The following is a 15,413-nucleotide window of genomic DNA, read 5'->3' as shown; positions in this document are numbered from 1 at the left end:
GTGATCAGTACTGCGGTTCGTGGAAGCGGTTGATGATCGGGAGGCGCTCGATGATGCGATCGCGCAGACGCGGCTGCGGAGCCGGCGGCACCTGCGGCACCACGGCCGGCACCTGCGCGGGCGGGGCGGCCGGCGGCACGTAGGCCGGCGCAGCGGGAGCCGGCGGCAGGTAGTTGGCCGGCGGCGCAGGCGGCACATAGGCCGGTGCGGGCGGGATCACCGGCGCCGGCGCGGCGGGCTCCTCGTATACCGGGGGCGGGGCCTCGGGCAGTGGGGGCGCGACGGCCTCGGGGGCCGGCAGCTCGACGGCGACGGGCTCGGCCACCGGCGGCGGGGGCGGCGGGGCCTCCGGCTCGGGCGCCTGCGGGGCGGCCTTGGCGGGCTTGGGTGGTGCCACGGGCTCGGCGGTCGGCTCGGTCACCGCGCGCGCCATCTCCGGGGCCGGATCGTCGGGGGTCAGGCTCATGCCGACCGCCACCGACAGCGACACCACGAACGTCACCACCGCGGCGGCCAGCACCGAGACCAGCGTCGCCGTCGGTGACAACCTGCGCCGCCTCGGTGCGGCCTCCGCGTCGAGGAGCGACACCGCCGATCCGGACGCCAGCGCCGCACCGCGGGCCAGCGCCAGGTCAGCCTCGTCGGCGGAGACCACCGGCACCTGCAGCCGCTGCTGCAGCGCGGCCACCACGTCGGCGACGTCGCCGGAGCCGAGCACGAAAACGGCGTCGGGATCCAACCCGTCGACCTCGGCGAGCGCGGACGGGTCCACCCGGTCGGCCGTCACGCCGTCGGGTGTCACCGCGGCGATCAGCGAGGTTCCGGGCTCGGCGATGCACACCACCACCCGCTCCAGGCCGGCCAGGTCGGCGATACCGCAGGCCAGAGCCTCGGCGGCCTCGACGTCGGACACCGCGATGACGTTCTCGACCGCGCGGTCGGTCAGCGCCTGCCACACCGCGCTGGCGGTGCTCTCCGCTTCGATGGTCCAGGTCAAACCGATCGCGTGCACCGGCCGGTCCAGCAGCCGAACCACCAGAGCGGCGGCGCTGAAGGCGCCGTCGACGGGCACGGTGCCGCGGTCGACAGTGCGGCTTTCCCCGCTCATCGCATCGTCGACGAGGACCCAGCGGATCGATGACGCCGTCATCGACAAACCGAGTACGAGGTCCATAGTTGAGCTACCAATCTTCCTGAGACTGGTTCTCGACATTACAGCGAGAGATCGCCACCGCACAGCCGCCGCCGACCGGGCCCCCCGGGGTTACCATCGCTGCGGTGACGACGCGGCTCGTGATCCAGCGGCACGACATTCGGCAAACCCGCTGGCAGGACACCCCTTCGCCGGCTCTGGGCGACGGTGCCGCGCGGCTGCGCATCGACAAGTTCGCGCTCACTGCGAACAACATCACTTACGCCACGTTCGGCGAGCTGATGAACTACTGGCAGTTCTTCCCCACCGGCGATCCGGCCACCGGCTCGCTGCCGGTCTGGGGCTTTGCGGCGGTGGCCGAGTCGCACTGCCCGGGTGTGGCGGTCGGTGACCGGTTCTACGGCTACTACCCCGTCGCCGACGAGGTGGTGCTGTATCCGGAACGGCTCGACGAGGGCGGGTTCACCGACGGCGCCGGCCACCGCAGCGATCTGCACCCGGTCTACAACCGGTACGTGCGATGCAGCGCCGACCCCGGCTATGCCGCCGAGTTCGAGGATCAGCAGGCGTTGTTGCGTCCGCTGTTCTCCACGTCGTTCCTGCTCGACGACTTCCTGGCCGACAGCCGTTTCTTCGGCGCCGACACCGCGATCCTGTCCAGCGCGTCGAGTAAGACGGCCTACGGCACCGCGTTCTGCCTGTCGCGGCGTGCGGGGGACGTACGCACCGTCGGGCTGACGTCCCCGGCCAACCTGGATTTCACTCGCTCACTGGGCTGCTACGACGATGTCCTGACCTACGACGATGTCCTGACCTACGACGACGTCGAAGCGCTGCCCGAGTCGACGGCGGTGTACGTCGACTTCAGCGGCAGCGCATCGGTGCGGGCCGCGGTGCATCACCGGTTGGGCGAGCGACTGGTCTACGACTGCGCGGTCGGCGGCACCCACTGGGACGCGCTCGGCGGCGACGCCGGCCTGCCCGGTCCGGCCCCGATGCTGTTCTTCGTTCCGGACTGGGCCGCCAAGCGTGTCTCTGAATGGGGCCAGGCGGCGCTGCTGGAGCGCGTCGCGGCAACCTGGATCGCATTCATGGAACCGGTGAGCCACGCCGAGGACCCGTGGCTGACGGTGGTGTCCGGCCATGGCCGCGACGCCGTCGACGCGTGTTACGCAGCGCTACTGGACGGCACGGTTCCCGCCCGCGAGGGCCACATCCTGTCGCTCTGACCGCCCGCGGGCGAACTCCGTCGGCGAGCAGCCCGCCGCCCGGGTGAAGGCCGTGGTGAACGCCGTCGCCGACTGGTAGCCGACCCGCCGCGCCACCTGCGCCACCGACGGTCCTCCGCTGCGCAACAGATCCTTGGCCATCGCCACGCGCCACTCCAGCAGGTACTGCATGGGCGTCATTCCCATTGTGCGCGTGAACCTTTGGGCGAAAACCGCTCGGGACACCGCCGCCGCCCGGGCGAGTTGCTCGACGGTCCAGCCGTGCGCGATATCGGCGTGCAACTGCTGCAGCGCGGGGGCGAGCACCGGGTCGGCCAGCCCCGCAACCAGCCCGCGTCGGGGACGGTCGAGATCCGTCGCGGTGTGCACCCGGACCGCCTCGATCAGAAGCACTTCGACGAGCCGCGGAGGATGGCGTCCCGGCACGGGCCGTTGGCATCGGCTTCCTCGATGATCAGCTCAGCGAGGCGGTGCAAGCGCTGCGCGCCGGCCTGGTCGGCCCGCACCAGGATCAGTGGCGGCAACAAGGCGACCAGCAGCGTCGCGTTGGCGGGATCGAAGCGGAAGTAGCCGCCCAGCATGCGCATCGTGACCGGTTCCATAGCGCCGCCGTGCCGGGTGTGGCGGGAATGGTCGAGCGTGCTCGGCGTCGGGGCGATGCCGCTGTCCGCGCCGAGCGTGAACTCCGGGGTCTGAGGCAGCAGCAGGAAATCGCCCTGGTGCAGCTCGACAGGGTCGAGCCCGTCGGCATCGAGCAGGCACGAGCCCTGCAGCATCAGGCAGAATGCGGGGCCGCCGTAGCGAGGTTTGCGAACACTCCATCGACCGCCGCCGGTGATGACCTTCGACAGCACCGCCTCCGGGCTCAGCAGGGACATCAACTCGTCCATCGGCTCGGCGTTGCCCACACGCAGACGCTAGCGCGCCGTCCACCGATCGGGGGACAAACCTTTCCACCGGCGCATCCACCGGTAGGCGGACAGACGCCGCGGCGCCGGGCGGGCATTCTTGGTTCATCGCCGGAACACTCCGGCCGACAACCTCAAAGATCAACTCACACAGGAGAATCCACTATGAACAAGCTCACCCGCATCATCGCACTGCCGCTGGTCTCGGCCGGCATCCTCGCCGGAACGCTCGGTCTGGCCGGCACCGCCGGCGCGGCGGTCAGCTCCAACAGCACCAACGGCAGCCACTCCATCGTCGCCACCCCCGACAAGCACAGCAACAACCCGACCATCAACACCTGGAAGCAGCGGCACCGCCACCACCACAACAACCACTGGCGCCACTGAGGGCCGCGCCGGTTCGGCTAGCGGGCGGCCAGGGCGACGGCGTCCGCTCCGGCGGCGTACCGGAGCCGATCGGAGGGATCGGTGGCCGCTTCGAGAACGACGTCGGCGACATCGCCCGGGGTGGTCACCGCCCCGGGCGATTCGAATGCCGCCAGGATCGGCGCGGCGAAGGCCTGGTAGTCGGCGGGGATCAGGCCGGCCATCCGCTGGGACCCGTTGCCCGCGAACTGCGTCGACGGCCCGTAGCCCGGCTCGACGAGCTTGGCGCGCACGCCGAAGTACGCGAGTTCCAACGCGAGGGACCCCGTGAACCCTTCGATCGCGGTCTTGCTCGCGGTGTAGGCGGCTGCCAGTGGCATCGCCGCCAGGGTCACACTGGAGGTGACGTTGACGATGACGCCCGACCGCTGGGCCCGCATCTGCGGTATCACCGCCTGTGTCATCGCCATCACGCCGAACGTGTTGGTTTCGAACAACTCTCGGACGGTCCGCGCCGGGGTCGCTTCGAAGGCGCCAACCGCACCGATTCCGGCGTTGTTGACCAGCACGTCGACCGGGCCCGCGGCCTCGACGGCGGCGGCGATGCTGTCCGGTTCGGTCACATCGAGCGCGAGGATTCGCAGCCGGTCGGACCGGGGGAGCACGTCGACGCGCGGGGATCGCATGGTGGCGACGACCTGCCAGCCTTCGACGAGGAAGCGCCGGGCCGTGGCGAGGCCGTAACCGGACGAGCAGCCGGTGATGAGAACGGTGTTCATGATTGAGAAGTCAAGCCGTCGTGCGACCGCCGCTCAACGCCGCGGCGTCTGGAAGTTCTTCGCGATCGTCTCGGCTCCGATAATCGACTATCCGGTGTCGGCCACGTCGCCCCACGACCGGAGCCGCTGCATGACGATCTCACTCCACACCTTGGACGACGAAATCGACTGGGTCTGTACGGGGTGGCCGCCTTCGGGATAGGTGACACCCCTGCCCATTCCGCGGTACTGCCATCCCGCACCGCGCCACCGTTGCGGGTCCAGGCAATTCCGTCCGTCGATGATCCGGCGTTTGTGCACCACCGGCTCCAGGTCCGCGGGCCGGAGCTCCCGGAACTGCTGCCACTCGGTCAGGACCAGCACGACGTCGGCGTCCCGGCACGCCTCGACCGCATCTGGCGCGTAGTCGAAGTTCGGGAACACCGCGCGGGCGTTGTCCATGGCGCGGGGGTCGAACACGCAGATCGAGGCGCCCTCCGCGTGCAGCTGCCCGGCGATGTTCAGCGCGGGTGAGTCGCCGACGTCGTCCGAATCGGGGGTGAACGACGCTCCGAGCACGGCGACGCGGGCACCCGCGAGCCGGCCCTCGAGCACGTCTCGGGCCAGACCCACCATCCTTGACCGGCGCCGCACGTTGATGCTGTCCACCTCGCGCATCAGCATCAACATCTGATCCGCTCCCGCCTCGCCGGCGCGGGCCATCACCGCGCGAACGTCCTTCGGCAGCGCTCCCCCGAACCCGACGCCGGCGTCGAGCAGGTCGCGGCCGATCCGCGGGTCGCGCCCGACCGCGTCGGCCACGAAGCAGACGTCCGCACCGACCGCATCACACATCTCCGAGACCGCGTTGATGAACGAGATCTTGGCAGCCACAAAAGAGTTCGCCGTCGCCTTGACCATCTCGGCGGTGGTCAGGTCGGTCACCAGCAGCGGCACGCCGGCGTCGACGAACGTGGCGTACACACCCCGCAGCACCCGTTCGGCATAGTTCAACCGATCGGTCTCGACGCCGAGCACGATCCGGTCGGGGGCCAGGGCGTCCTGAACCGCGTGTCCCTTGCGCAGGAAGTCGGGATTCCAGCCCAGATTGACGGCGTATCCCGCCGGGGCGAGCTGGCGGAGCCGGGCACTGACCTGCCTGGCGGTACCCACCGGCACCGTCGACTTACCGAAGACCACCGCCGGCTTGGTCAACCGGGGCGCCAGGTGGTCGACGACGGTGTGCAGCGCGGTGAGGTCGGCGCCGAGTTCCCCGGCCTTCTGCGGCGTGCCGACGGTGATGAAGTGAACACGGGCGAACGTCGTGGCCTCGTCGTAGGAGGAGGTGAATAGCACGGCTCCGCGCTGGACGTGCCGTCGCAGCAGTTCTGCCAATCCCGGTTCGTAGAACGGTGTTTCGCCTGCCTGCAGGCGAGTCAATCTGGGCAGGTCGACGTCGACGACCATGACGTCGTGGCCGAGCTCGGCCATGCACGCCGCATGGGTGACACCGAGATGCCCTGCCCCGAAGACCGCGATCCGAGCCACTTCCGTCAAACCCCTTCGGCATAGCTCGGCAAACACCTGTGACGACTCATGTTGACCGCAGCCCCTCTCCCGCGAGTGGTGCCGGCCGGATCGAAGCGACGATCCCGTGGAGGCCGTAGCTAACGATCCGACCGACGTGCTCCACTATCCGGTGGCACCCGCAGGCGGTACATAGACCGTTGGAGCCAATTTCGGCTCAGATCTGGACTAGTCCGCCGGTTCCGTCTCGGTCACACGGACCGTCCGGAACCGCGCGGCGGCCTCCGCTCGATTGGCCACCCCGAGCTTGGTGAGGACGCTGTGGACATGGTTTTTCACGGTGTGGACCGCGATGCAGAGCCTGTCGGCGATGTCGCGGTTGGAAAGACCTTGCTCGAGCATCCGAAGGATCTGGACCTCGCGGGCGGTGAGGACTAGTTCCTTGGCCGCCGGTTCCCGTTGAGAGGCCAGGCTGGAAAGCCGGCGCAGCAGGATCGCCGACACTTTCGGCGAACAGAGCATCTCCCCTTGAGCAACCCGGCTCATGACGGTGAGCAGGTCGTCGAGTGATTCGTTGCGCAGGTGGTATCCGGCGACGCCGGCCTCCGCGCAGGCGACGATGCCGTCGTCATCGTCCTCGGCCATGCCGAGCACGATCACCCTTGTGCGCGGGTCGACCTCGAACACCGCGTGCAACAGCACCACACTGTCGCGGGTGTTGATGTTCAGCAGCACCAGTGCCGGCGGGCTGGCGGTCAGAGCGGTGAACAGCGAAGGCAGATCCCACGCCACGCACACCGAGCCCGCACCGTTCCTGCTGAACACCGCCGCCAGGTTCTCCCGGTTCAGTGTGCAGTCATCGATGATCAGCACACTCGAATCACACAACGACCGGCACTCGGCGCCGGACGCCGCGGCGACCGGCGAACCATTGGTGGTTGCCGGGGCCGGTGCCGGCTGCGTCGGCGGCGACTGCCATGCCACCCCGTCGCGCAGCGCATCCCGCAACGGGCTCGGCGACAGCGGGCGTTGATACACGCATTCGGTCGACATACCCCGCCCGTCTCGCCCCGGCCGGCGGCGCACCGCGATCACCGCCGAGCGCGACCCCCAGCCAGCTGGATTTGCTGATGATTGCTCAGTTCCTACAAGTTTCGCCGGCATTCCTAACCCCCGATAGGTCAAACCAACGTCCTGACATCATCGGACGCAACGTAATTGTGGCCCACGCAGGAGGTGGCTGCGCCGCTTTCGCTGCCGCCAATTTGCAGGTAGTTGCACATGATGCTTAGTTGCCAGATATTCCCATTAGCGTATGCATATCCGGTTGACGCCGGATGATACGGACATATTTGTATCTGGGATTGTCGTTACACACAGTGGTTGAACTGCAGAAATTGTGTTCAGCAGGTAGGTCCAGTACCAGATCTGCGGCCTCGATCAGATGTCCCAGATCCGATCTAGCTCTTGAGAAATGTTTGCCAGATTTGCAATCATCCGCACAAAATCGAGAGAAGCGGCGGGCGTTGCACCTTAGCCCCGCGGCTGGGAGCGGCCCCGGTGGGCAAGCCTGGAAGCCACCACAGCGACCATCCAGCAAGTCTGCAGGGCTCTGGCAGGTGCAATCGTTGCTCGTGGACCTGTGCCCTCAGGCGGCCTCGCCGGCGTCGGCACCGGTGTCCGACGGCGCCGTCGCCGGTTCGTCGTCCTCGGTCGACTCCTCCGGCCCGTCCTGCCCGTCGCTCTCCCCGGCCCCGTCATCGACCGGGGTGGTCTCCGACTCTTCGTCGACCACCGCCGACGTGTCGATGTCGTCCGCAACGTCGTCATCGTCGGCCTCGATCGCCTCGGTGGCGCTGTCGTCGCCGGGCTCTCGGACCTCGTCGCTGAGGTTCTGGACCTCGCTGATCTCGACGGCCTCGTCATCGCGGCGGCGCTGGGTGTCTTCGTCGGTATCTGCCGCCGGACCTTCGGGCACCTCGGACTGCTCCTCGACCACAGGCTCGGTCTTGGTCGGCGGCGTGAGCGGCGCGAAGAACGTGGAGCGCTTCGGCACGCTGTAATCGCTTCTGTCGTAGGCGAGTTCGATGAACTTGCGCAGCGGGGCGTCCAGCGCGGCGATGACCGGATCGGGCAGCCACGCCACCGGCATCAGCAGCGGCACCGGATAGGTCTTGAGCACGTAGTAGTGGGTGTTGGAGTCCGCGTCGAACTGGTAGTAATCCGAATCCCCGGACTCCTTGGCGTCTTCCAGCTCCCCGGCGGTCAGGTCAAGCTGAATGTTGCCGTGTACGAAGATGATTCCCATGATCGCGTTCGCGATTGCCACTGGGTTCCACAAATAGGTCGGGAAGTCGGCCCACCCGTCGTACTGGCGCACGACGTCGTGGGTGAGGTCCCCGTTGTTCGGGGTGGCGCCGTCGAAGGTCAAGTCCACGATCGGGACAGTGATCCCCTTGAAGCGCTGCATCACACCGCCGTTGGGCCGGTTCGGGTTCGCGACGAGAACGTAGGTGTTGCCGGTGTGCGCGCCCTTGTACTGAGATGCGACGACCGCGCCCTGGGAGAATCCGAAGATCACATCACCGGCGGCCGGGTCCCGGGCTTCCAGCGCCCCAACACCCTGGCGCACCGACTTGTTGAACGTCAGGTCGCGGAAACCGCCGTGTGAGACAGGCCAGAAACCGCCGTTGTAATCGACTTTCTGGTAAGGCGAGTCCGGCGGCGTCACTCCGGCGCCGTCGATCACCCTCCCGATGAAGTCCTGGTACATCTGCTCGCTGGGCAGGTAGCCGATGCTGGTGCCGCGCAGATAATGCAGTGACGCCGTCAGCGCAGGAGCGACCGACACCGCGGGCGCGACGCCGATCGCGGCGGCGCCGGCCAGTGCGACGCCGGCGGTACCGACCGCCGATACCGCTGCCTTGATGCTCTTCTTGCCCATATGTCCCCCTCCAGCGCCGCCGCTGTTCTGCAAGCCCACCGAGTGTAGGCAGATCAATTTGCTGACGCCAAGGACGGATTTTTGCTGGAACGCGGCGAAACGCAGTGATCTAGAAGCTCGGTGCCTAGAGTTCGATGAGTTGTGTACGTCGTGCTCGGACAGGCGGTGTGCTTTCGCGAGGAGGCGGCATGGGGGGATCGGGCGGGTACGCGCGGCACGTGGGGCGGATCGGTGGTCTGGCGTTTGCTCTCGGGGTGGGCACTGCGCTGCTGACCGGCACGGCGGTGGCGGCCGCGGGAACGGGTGAGCCGGGGACGCCGACGACGAACTCGTCGGCATCGGCACCGGACGGCACGGATTCGGGACCGGCCACCGACTCCCCGACAGCGTCGCTCGGCGGGTCCGAGGAGCCCGACGACGTCGAGGACGACACCGACGTCGCGGCCGACGATGCCGATGCCGAGGCCGAGTCGGAGGACACGAAGGCCGACGACGCTGCCGAACCCGAACCCGAACCCGAAACTGACAGCGAGACGGAGCCGGAAGCCGAGGGCGAGGGTCCGGATACGACGTCGCGTGCCGAGGGCGGGTCACCGGACCCGTCGTCCCGCACCGCCGCCGGAGTCGCCGCCGAGGTCGAGGAGCCGAGTTTCTTCGAGAAGCTGTTCTCCAACACGTCGCCCACACTGGATCACCGGCCCGCCGAGGACACCGTGATCGAGGGCCGGGTCGTCGGCGACCTGCGGGCCCAGGACCCGGACTCGTCACGGCTGACCTATACCGCGACCCGGCCCCAGCACGGCTCCGTCGTCGTCAACGCCGACGGCACCTTCCTCTACACACCCGACGACGACTATCCGGGGCAGGACACGTTCCAGGTCACGGTCAGCGACGCCCGCAGCGGCTTCCACATCCACGGCGCCGCAGGTCTGCTCAACTTGTTCACCTTCGGGCTGCTCGGTAGCAGCGGGCACCGCACCACACAGACCGTGTTCATCGGCTACGACCGCGCCACGGTCGTCGACGGCCTGGCCTCGCCGGTGGATTTCCGCTTCCTGCCCGACGGTCGCATCCTCGTCGCCGAGAAGGCCGGCGCGATCCGGGTCGTGGAGAACGGCGTGCTGCGCGCTGATCCCCTGATTCAACTGGCGGTGCGCACGGATTCCGAACGCGGCATCGCCGGGCTGGCCGTCGATCCGGCGTTCGCGACCAACGGCCGGCTCTACGTGGCGTACGTCGCCGCCGACACCACCCGAAACACGTTGGCCCGGTTGGTCGTCACCGGTGACACCGCGACCCTGGACAAGGTCCTGGTCGAGTCCTCGCTGTCAGCGGCGCCCAACCACCACGGCGGCGCGCTCGGTTTCGGCCCCGACGGCGCGCTGTACTGGGGTGTCGGTGACAACGCCGTCGGCGCCAACGCCCAGAACCTCGGCAACATCCACGGCAAGATCCTGCGGCTGCACACCGACGGCAGCGTCCCCGCCGACAACCCCGTGATCAACGGCGCGCGCACGCACATCTACGCGTACGGGTTGCGCAACCCGTTCCGGCTCACGTTCACCCCGACCGGGCAGCTGCTGGTGGCCGACGTCGGGAACGCGGGCTTCGAAGAGGTCAACCGCATCACCGCGGGCGGCAACTACGGCTGGCCGAGCTCGGAGGGCGTGTGCACCGCCGGGTGCGCAGGTAAGTCGGATCCGGTGTTCACCTATCCGCGCGGCGGCGGCGCGGCGATCACATCGGTGGCCGTGTACCAGGGCCGGGTGTTCATCGCCGACACCGTTCAGGGCTGGATCCGGACGCTGACCTGCACGCCGGACTACACCTCGTGCGGGGATGTGCGAACCTTCGACCCGGCAGCGGGTGCCACCGTCGTGCTGGCCGCGGGACCCGACGGCAATCTGTACCAGCTCACGTACTCACCGGGCCGGCTCGTCACGATCACACCGGCGACGTCGGTTTGACGACGGCCGCCGGCGGGAACATTGGCGCCACATTGGACCCGTAGGAGGTGGACATGCCTGGCCCGTTGCTCAAGGTGCTCGACTTCTGCCGCGCCGGATATCCGCCCACGGGCGTTCCGGCGCACGGGTACGTCCCGCTGATCGCGCTGTACGGACGCCGCGACGCCGACGCTGCGATCAGCTCGACCGCACCAGCTCGACGACGGGGATGACCCGGGAAGTCAACGTCTGGTAGTCACCGAACTGCGGTTCCGCGGCGACCTGCTTGGCGTAGATCTCGTCACGCTCAGCGCCCGTCAATGTGCGTGCCGTGGCCTGAAACGTCTCGGCGCCCAGCTCGACGGTGACGTGCGGATGCGCGACCAGGTTGCGGTACCAGTCGGGGTCGGTGTCGGCGCCGCCCTTGCTGGCGAACACGAAGATGCGGCCGTCGTCGAGCAGCGGGACCAGCGGCGCGATGCGTTCGATGCCCGACTTGGCGCCGATGTGGTGGACGAGCACGAGCGGCTTGCCCTCGAATATGCCGCCGGCCTTGCCGCCGCTGGCGCGGAACTCGTCGATCACCGCGCGGTTCATCTCGTCGAACGCTTGTTTGTCCATGTCCGGTATGGACGCCTCGGCCTGCGGTCGATATTCCCGCCAACGAAATCAGGCCCCCTCGAAAGGGGGCCTGATCAGCGTGGCAGGTAGTGGATTCGAACCACTGTAGGCGTAAGCCGACGGATTTACAGTCCGCTCCCATTGGCCGCTCGGGCAACCTGCCGGGGTACTGCATGTGCGCTGCACAGCGCGCTCAGCAGGATACAACGAGGACGGTGCCCGACTACAAATCGCCGGGTGGGGGGCGGTGTCCGGCAGGTCGCGGGCAGCGGCCAAGATGGACCCAGCACCGACACCACCAGGGAGGGACGAGTCTAATGGCGGATTCATCGTTCGACGTCGTCAGCAAGGTCGACCGCCAGGAAGTCGACAACGCGCTCAACCAGGCTGCCAAGGAGCTGTCGACCCGCTTCGACTTCCGCGGCACCGACACCAGCATCGCCTGGAAGGGCGAGGAGGCCATCGAGATCGTCTCCTCGACCGAGGAGCGGGTGAAGGCCGCCGTCGACGTGTTCAAGGAGAAGCTGGTCCGCCGGGACATCTCGATGAAGGCCTTCGATGCCGGCGAGCCGCAGCCCAGCGGCAAGACCTACAAGGTCAGCGGCACCCTCAAGCAGGGCATCTCCAGCGAGGACGCCAAGAAGATCACCAAGATCATCCGCGACGAGGGCCCCAAGGGCGTCAAGGCGCAGATCCAGGGCGACGAGATCCGCGTCAGCTCGAAGAAGCGGGACGACCTGCAGGCCGTCATCGCGCTGCTCAAAGGCTCCGACCTCGACGTCGCGCTGCAGTTCGTCAACTACCGCTGACGACCCACTCAGCGCAGCACGCCGCGCAGGCCGGCCGCGGTGCCGGCATCGATCCGGTCGAACAACTGCAACAGCCGCCGGATCAGCGCGGTGAAGCCCGGCTCGAACCCGCGGAGCAGCGACGGGAACTGCGGGGCGATCGCGTGACCGGCGTCGGTCACCGTCCACCCCGACGCCCGTAACGCCTCCACCAGCCCGGTCAGCCCGTCGCGCGCCTGAGCCAATTGCGCGCCACCGGAATCCAGTGTGCGGCGCACCGCCTCCAGCCGCTCTCGAAGTCGCACCTGCGCGGCCAGATTCTGTTCGGCCTGATCGACGGTCACCTCACCAGAGGCGCCGCGCCACGCACCACGCAGCCGTTGCACGGACCGGCGCTGCTGCGCGATCAGCTCGTCGAGCTCACCGATCTTGGCGCCCAGATCGGCCGCCGCGCCCGTCAGGCTCCGCGGATCGAAACCCTCGACCGTCGACACCGTGAACGGCACCAGCAACCCCCTCAGCAGTCGAGTCCCATTATCGCCGCCGCGAGGGCGGGGTTGGTGCACGTATTCCAAACCAGCCCTCGCACCGGGGGTCTCGTCCTAATGTGATGTCCCATGGCACCAGCGCAACGTGAGCCCAGAGTCGTCGTTCTCGGAGGGGGTTCGTGGGGCACCACCGTCGCCTCTATCTGCGCCCGGCGCGGGCCGACACTGCAATGGGTGCGCTCGGAGGAGACTGCGGCCGACATCAACGAGAACCACCGCAACTCGAAATACCTTGGCGACGAAGTGGAATTGGCGCACACGCTGCGCGCCACCACCGACTTCACCGAGGCCGCCGAGTGCGCCGACGTGATCGTCATGGGGGTGCCGTCGCACGGGTTCCGCGGGGTGCTGACCGAGCTGGCCGCGCACCTGCGGCCATGGGTGCCGGTCGTGTCGCTGGTCAAAGGCCTCGAGCAGGGCACCAACTACCGGATGAGCCAGATCGTCGACGAGGTCCTGCCCGGGCATCCGGCCGGAATCCTGGCCGGTCCCAACATCGCCCGCGAGGTCGCCGAGGGCTACGCCGCGGCCGCGGTGCTCGCGATGCCCGACCAGCATCTGGCCGCCAACCTCGCACAGTTGTTCCGCACCAAGCGGTTCCGGACCTACACCACCGACGACGTGGTCGGGGTCGAGATGGCCGGGGCGCTCAAGAACGTCTACGCGATCGCGGTCGGCATGGGCTACTCCCTCGGGATCGGCGAGAACACCCGGGCGATGGTGATGGCTCGAGCGGTGGCCGAGATGTCCAAGCTCGGGGTCGCGGTCGGCGGTAACCGCGACACGTTCGCCGGCCTGGCCGGCATGGGCGACCTCATCGTGACGTGCACGTCGCAGCGCAGCCGCAACCGGCACGTCGGCGAGCAGCTCGGGCAGGGCAAGTCCGTCGAGGAGATCATCGCGGCGATGAACCAGGTCGCCGAGGGCGTGAAGGCCGCCAGCGTGATCATGGAGTTCGCCGACAAGTTCGGCATCGCGATGCCGATCGCGCGCGAGGTGGACGGCGTGGTCAACCACGGTTCGACCGTCGAGCAGGCCTACCGCGGGTTGGTGGCCGAGAAGCCCGGCCACGAGGTGCACGGCACGGGGTTCTAGGCCTAGTTGAAGTACGGGTTGGTGCCCTCGGGCCGCGCCAGCAGCGGGTTCACCTGGTTGACGATCCAGGAGCCGCCCGGGCTGACGACGAAGCCGGCCTGGTTGCGGCTGTCGACGCAGGAGGTCAGGGTGCCGTCACCGCCGCAGCTGACGGTGCCGAAGCTCAGTCGCGTGTTCGGTGGCAGCTCGTTGACCGGCCCGCCGAAGATCGGCGCCGGCGCCGACGCCCATCCCGGCACTGAACCGGAGACACCGCTGACCAGGTTCGCGCCCTGCGGCGCGCCCGGCAGCACGCCGTTGCAGCCGTAACCGCCGGAGCGCTGCAGCATGCAGGTCAGGCCGTTGGAGCTGAACGCGTACGCGGTGCCTTCCAGCACGGCGTAGTCCTTCGGGTTGGCCGGCGGATAGGCGTTGATGTTCGGGGCGGGCGGAGGCGGTGGGGGCGGTGCCGGCTGCGCCGCGGCCACACCCGACGCACTGAGGACACCGGCCGCGGCCACACCCAGAGCACCCACGACGATTCTGCTGCGCACGCTCACAGCCTAGATGTCGCCGGAAACCCCGGCAGTGTTAGCGGAGGTAGTGAGCACAGGGTCGGCAGTGGGTGGCCGGTGTGTCAGTACTGGCCCGGTCCGCGTCCGGCCATCGCCTCCAGCCGTGCGATTCGATCGGCGACCGGTGGGTGGGTCGAGAACATCTTGCCGATCTTCTCGCCGGCCCGGAACGGGTTGGCGATCATCAGGTGGGCCTGGTCGGCCAGCTGCGGCTCGGGCGGCAGCGGGGCGCGCTCCACGCCGGCGCTGATCTTGCGCAGCGCGCTGGCCAGCGCCAGCGGATCGCCCGTCAGCTCGGCGCCGGACTGGTCGGCCTGGTATTCGCGAGACCGGGACACCGCCAGCCGGATCACCGTCGCGGCGATCGGTCCGAGCAGTGAAACCAGAAGAATAGCAAAGGGATTGGTGCCGCCGTCCCGGTTGCCGCCGAACATGCTCGCGAAGAACGCCAGGTTGGCCAGCGCGGTGATCACCGACGCCATCGCGCCGGCCACACATGAGATGAGAATGTCGCGGTTGTACACGTGGGACAGCTCGTGGCCCAGCACCGCGCGCAGCTCGCGCTCGTTGAGGAGCTGCAGGATGCCGGTGGTGCAGCACACCGCCGCGTTGCGCGGATTGCGTCCGGTGGCGAACGCGTTGGGCGCCGCGGTGTCACTGATGTAGAGCCGGGGCATCGGCTGACGCGCCGTGGTGGCGAGCTCGCGCACGATTCTGTACATCGCCGGCGCCTGCATCTCGTTGACGGGCTGGGCGTGCATCGCCCGCAGGGCCAGCTTGTCGCTGTTGAAGTAGACGTAGGCGTTCATGCCGATGGCGAACAGCACCGCCAGGAACATGATGTTGCGCCCGAACATGGCGCCGACACCGACGATCAGACCTGAGAACAGCACCAGCAACAGGAACGTCTTGGCCCTGTTGGCGTGCGGATGCCAAGTCATCTAGCGAGCCCTCCTCAACACCACCTGCATGATCT

Annotated in this window: 17 protein-coding genes and 1 tRNA gene; 6 read left to right on the top strand and 12 right to left on the bottom strand. The window is 68.3% G+C overall.

Translation table 11 applies throughout. The features are described from left to right. Positions 1–4: 4 nt before the first annotated feature. The gene (locus KXD97_RS11945; protein ID WP_260756983.1) at positions 5–1,174 is read right to left on the bottom strand and encodes a hypothetical protein; all 1,170 of its coding nucleotides are present in this window, start codon (positions 1,172–1,174) and stop codon (positions 5–7) included. Between the two features lie 104 nt (positions 1,175–1,278). Here KXD97_RS11945 and KXD97_RS11940 point away from each other — a divergent pair, with 104 nt between their 5' ends. Then, positions 1,279–2,382 carry a DUF2855 family protein gene (locus KXD97_RS11940; protein ID WP_260756982.1) on the top strand — a complete coding sequence of 368 codons (1,104 nt, stop codon included), beginning with the start codon at positions 1,279–1,281 and terminating at the stop codon, positions 2,380–2,382. Here KXD97_RS11940 and KXD97_RS11935 read toward each other — a convergent pair. Continuing rightward, positions 2,332–2,751 (bottom strand): helix-turn-helix transcriptional regulator, encoded by a 420-nt coding sequence (locus KXD97_RS11935; RefSeq protein WP_260756981.1) that lies wholly within the window; start codon positions 2,749–2,751, stop codon positions 2,332–2,334. The two genes, KXD97_RS11940 and KXD97_RS11935, sit on opposite strands and share 51 nt — an antisense overlap. 14 nt (positions 2,752–2,765) lie before the next feature. Continuing rightward, complete coding sequence (locus KXD97_RS11930; RefSeq protein WP_260756979.1) at positions 2,766–3,290, bottom strand: cupin domain-containing protein; 525 nt, start codon at positions 3,288–3,290, stop codon at positions 2,766–2,768. 165 nt (positions 3,291–3,455) lie between these two features. Between KXD97_RS11930 and KXD97_RS11925 the strand changes: the two genes are divergently transcribed. Beyond that, entirely contained in the window at positions 3,456–3,677 is a 222-nt protein-coding gene (locus KXD97_RS11925; protein ID WP_260756978.1) for a hypothetical protein, read from the top strand. Between the two features lie 17 nt (positions 3,678–3,694). On the opposite strand, the gene KXD97_RS11920 is transcribed toward KXD97_RS11925, so the two are convergent. The 4 genes from KXD97_RS11920 to KXD97_RS11905 all read right to left on the bottom strand — a co-directional run bounded on the left by KXD97_RS11920 (position 3,695) and on the right by KXD97_RS11905 (position 8,885). Further along, on the bottom strand, positions 3,695–4,435 hold the full coding sequence (locus KXD97_RS11920; RefSeq protein ID WP_260756977.1) for an SDR family oxidoreductase: 741 nt from the start codon (positions 4,433–4,435) through the stop codon (positions 3,695–3,697). 87 nt (positions 4,436–4,522) lie between these two features. After that, complete coding sequence (locus KXD97_RS11915; RefSeq protein WP_396885070.1) at positions 4,523–5,962, bottom strand: UDP-glucose/GDP-mannose dehydrogenase family protein; 1,440 nt, start codon at positions 5,960–5,962, stop codon at positions 4,523–4,525. 207 nt (positions 5,963–6,169) lie between these two features. Then, entirely contained in the window at positions 6,170–6,994 is an 825-nt protein-coding gene (locus tag KXD97_RS11910) for a response regulator transcription factor (protein WP_260756975.1), read from the bottom strand. A 595-nt stretch (positions 6,995–7,589) separates the two neighbouring features. After that, positions 7,590–8,885 carry a PE-PPE domain-containing protein gene (locus KXD97_RS11905; RefSeq protein ID WP_260756974.1) on the bottom strand — a complete coding sequence of 432 codons (1,296 nt, stop codon included), beginning with the start codon at positions 8,883–8,885 and terminating at the stop codon, positions 7,590–7,592. A gap of 188 nt (positions 8,886–9,073) precedes the next feature. On the opposite strand from KXD97_RS11905, the gene KXD97_RS11900 reads away from it, so the two are divergent. Both KXD97_RS11900 and KXD97_RS11895 read left to right on the top strand, forming a co-directional pair. Then, positions 9,074–10,852: a PQQ-dependent sugar dehydrogenase gene (locus KXD97_RS11900; RefSeq protein WP_260756973.1), complete on the top strand. Its 1,779-nt coding sequence runs from the start codon at positions 9,074–9,076 to the stop codon at positions 10,850–10,852. A gap of 53 nt (positions 10,853–10,905) precedes the next feature. Beyond that, complete coding sequence (locus tag KXD97_RS11895) at positions 10,906–11,064, top strand: DUF3349 domain-containing protein (RefSeq protein ID WP_260756972.1); 159 nt, start codon at positions 10,906–10,908, stop codon at positions 11,062–11,064. Here KXD97_RS11895 and KXD97_RS11890 read toward each other — a convergent pair. Then, positions 11,030–11,452: a nitroreductase family deazaflavin-dependent oxidoreductase gene (locus tag KXD97_RS11890; protein WP_260756971.1), complete on the bottom strand. Its 423-nt coding sequence runs from the start codon at positions 11,450–11,452 to the stop codon at positions 11,030–11,032. The genes KXD97_RS11895 and KXD97_RS11890 overlap by 35 nt on opposite strands. Positions 11,453–11,532: 80 nt before the next feature. Further along, a tRNA-Tyr gene (locus tag KXD97_RS11885) sits at positions 11,533–11,615 on the bottom strand. 154 nt (positions 11,616–11,769) lie between these two features. Between KXD97_RS11885 and KXD97_RS11880 the strand changes: the two genes are divergently transcribed. After that, a complete protein-coding gene (locus KXD97_RS11880; protein WP_260756970.1) occupies positions 11,770–12,261 on the top strand; it encodes a YajQ family cyclic di-GMP-binding protein in 492 nt (163 codons plus the stop codon). A gap of 8 nt (positions 12,262–12,269) precedes the next feature. Here the strand turns inward: KXD97_RS11880 and KXD97_RS11875 are convergent, their stop codons facing one another. Then, positions 12,270–12,746 (bottom strand): WXG100 family type VII secretion target, encoded by a 477-nt coding sequence (locus KXD97_RS11875; protein ID WP_260756969.1) that lies wholly within the window; start codon positions 12,744–12,746, stop codon positions 12,270–12,272. A gap of 111 nt (positions 12,747–12,857) precedes the next feature. On the opposite strand from KXD97_RS11875, the gene KXD97_RS11870 reads away from it, so the two are divergent. Further along, positions 12,858–13,883: an NAD(P)H-dependent glycerol-3-phosphate dehydrogenase gene (locus KXD97_RS11870; RefSeq protein ID WP_260756968.1), complete on the top strand. Its 1,026-nt coding sequence runs from the start codon at positions 12,858–12,860 to the stop codon at positions 13,881–13,883. 2 nt (positions 13,884–13,885) lie between these two features. Here the strand turns inward: KXD97_RS11870 and KXD97_RS11865 are convergent, their stop codons facing one another. Beyond that, positions 13,886–14,422, bottom strand: a complete 537-nt coding sequence (locus KXD97_RS11865; protein WP_260756966.1) for a hypothetical protein — start codon at positions 14,420–14,422, stop codon at positions 13,886–13,888. A gap of 77 nt (positions 14,423–14,499) precedes the next feature. Further along, positions 14,500–15,378, bottom strand: a complete 879-nt coding sequence (gene htpX, locus KXD97_RS11860) for a zinc metalloprotease HtpX (protein WP_260756965.1) — start codon at positions 15,376–15,378, stop codon at positions 14,500–14,502. Positions 15,379–15,413: the final 35 nt, after the last annotated feature.

The organism is Mycobacterium sp. SMC-8 (assembly GCF_025263565.1).
GTDB lineage: Bacteria > Actinomycetota > Actinomycetes > Mycobacteriales > Mycobacteriaceae > Mycobacterium.
Note: the sequence above shows the minus strand (reverse complement) of the source record. Positions and strands in the feature narration are given on the sequence as shown.

What these genes read in the sequence shown, in the direction of transcription:
- KXD97_RS11945 (WP_260756983.1), bottom strand. Translation starts at nt 1,174, where the DNA reads ATGGACCTCGTACTCGGTTTGTCGATGACGGCGTCATCGATCCGCTGG.
- KXD97_RS11925 (WP_260756978.1), top strand. Translation starts at nt 3,456, where the DNA reads ATGAACAAGCTCACCCGCATCATCGCACTGCCGCTGGTCTCGGCCGGC.
- KXD97_RS11920 (WP_260756977.1), bottom strand. Translation starts at nt 4,435, where the DNA reads ATGAACACCGTTCTCATCACCGGCTGCTCGTCCGGTTACGGCCTCGCC.
- KXD97_RS11910 (WP_260756975.1), bottom strand. Translation starts at nt 6,994, where the DNA reads ATGTCGACCGAATGCGTGTATCAACGCCCGCTGTCGCCGAGCCCGTTG.
- KXD97_RS11905 (WP_260756974.1), bottom strand. Translation starts at nt 8,885, where the DNA reads ATGGGCAAGAAGAGCATCAAGGCAGCGGTATCGGCGGTCGGTACCGCC.
- KXD97_RS11900 (WP_260756973.1), top strand. Translation starts at nt 9,074, where the DNA reads ATGGGGGGATCGGGCGGGTACGCGCGGCACGTGGGGCGGATCGGTGGT.
- KXD97_RS11895 (WP_260756972.1), top strand. Translation starts at nt 10,906, where the DNA reads ATGCCTGGCCCGTTGCTCAAGGTGCTCGACTTCTGCCGCGCCGGATAT.
- KXD97_RS11890 (WP_260756971.1), bottom strand. Translation starts at nt 11,452, where the DNA reads ATGGACAAACAAGCGTTCGACGAGATGAACCGCGCGGTGATCGACGAG.
- KXD97_RS11880 (WP_260756970.1), top strand. Translation starts at nt 11,770, where the DNA reads ATGGCGGATTCATCGTTCGACGTCGTCAGCAAGGTCGACCGCCAGGAA.
- KXD97_RS11870 (WP_260756968.1), top strand. Translation starts at nt 12,858, where the DNA reads ATGGCACCAGCGCAACGTGAGCCCAGAGTCGTCGTTCTCGGAGGGGGT.
- htpX (WP_260756965.1), bottom strand. Translation starts at nt 15,378, where the DNA reads ATGACTTGGCATCCGCACGCCAACAGGGCCAAGACGTTCCTGTTGCTG.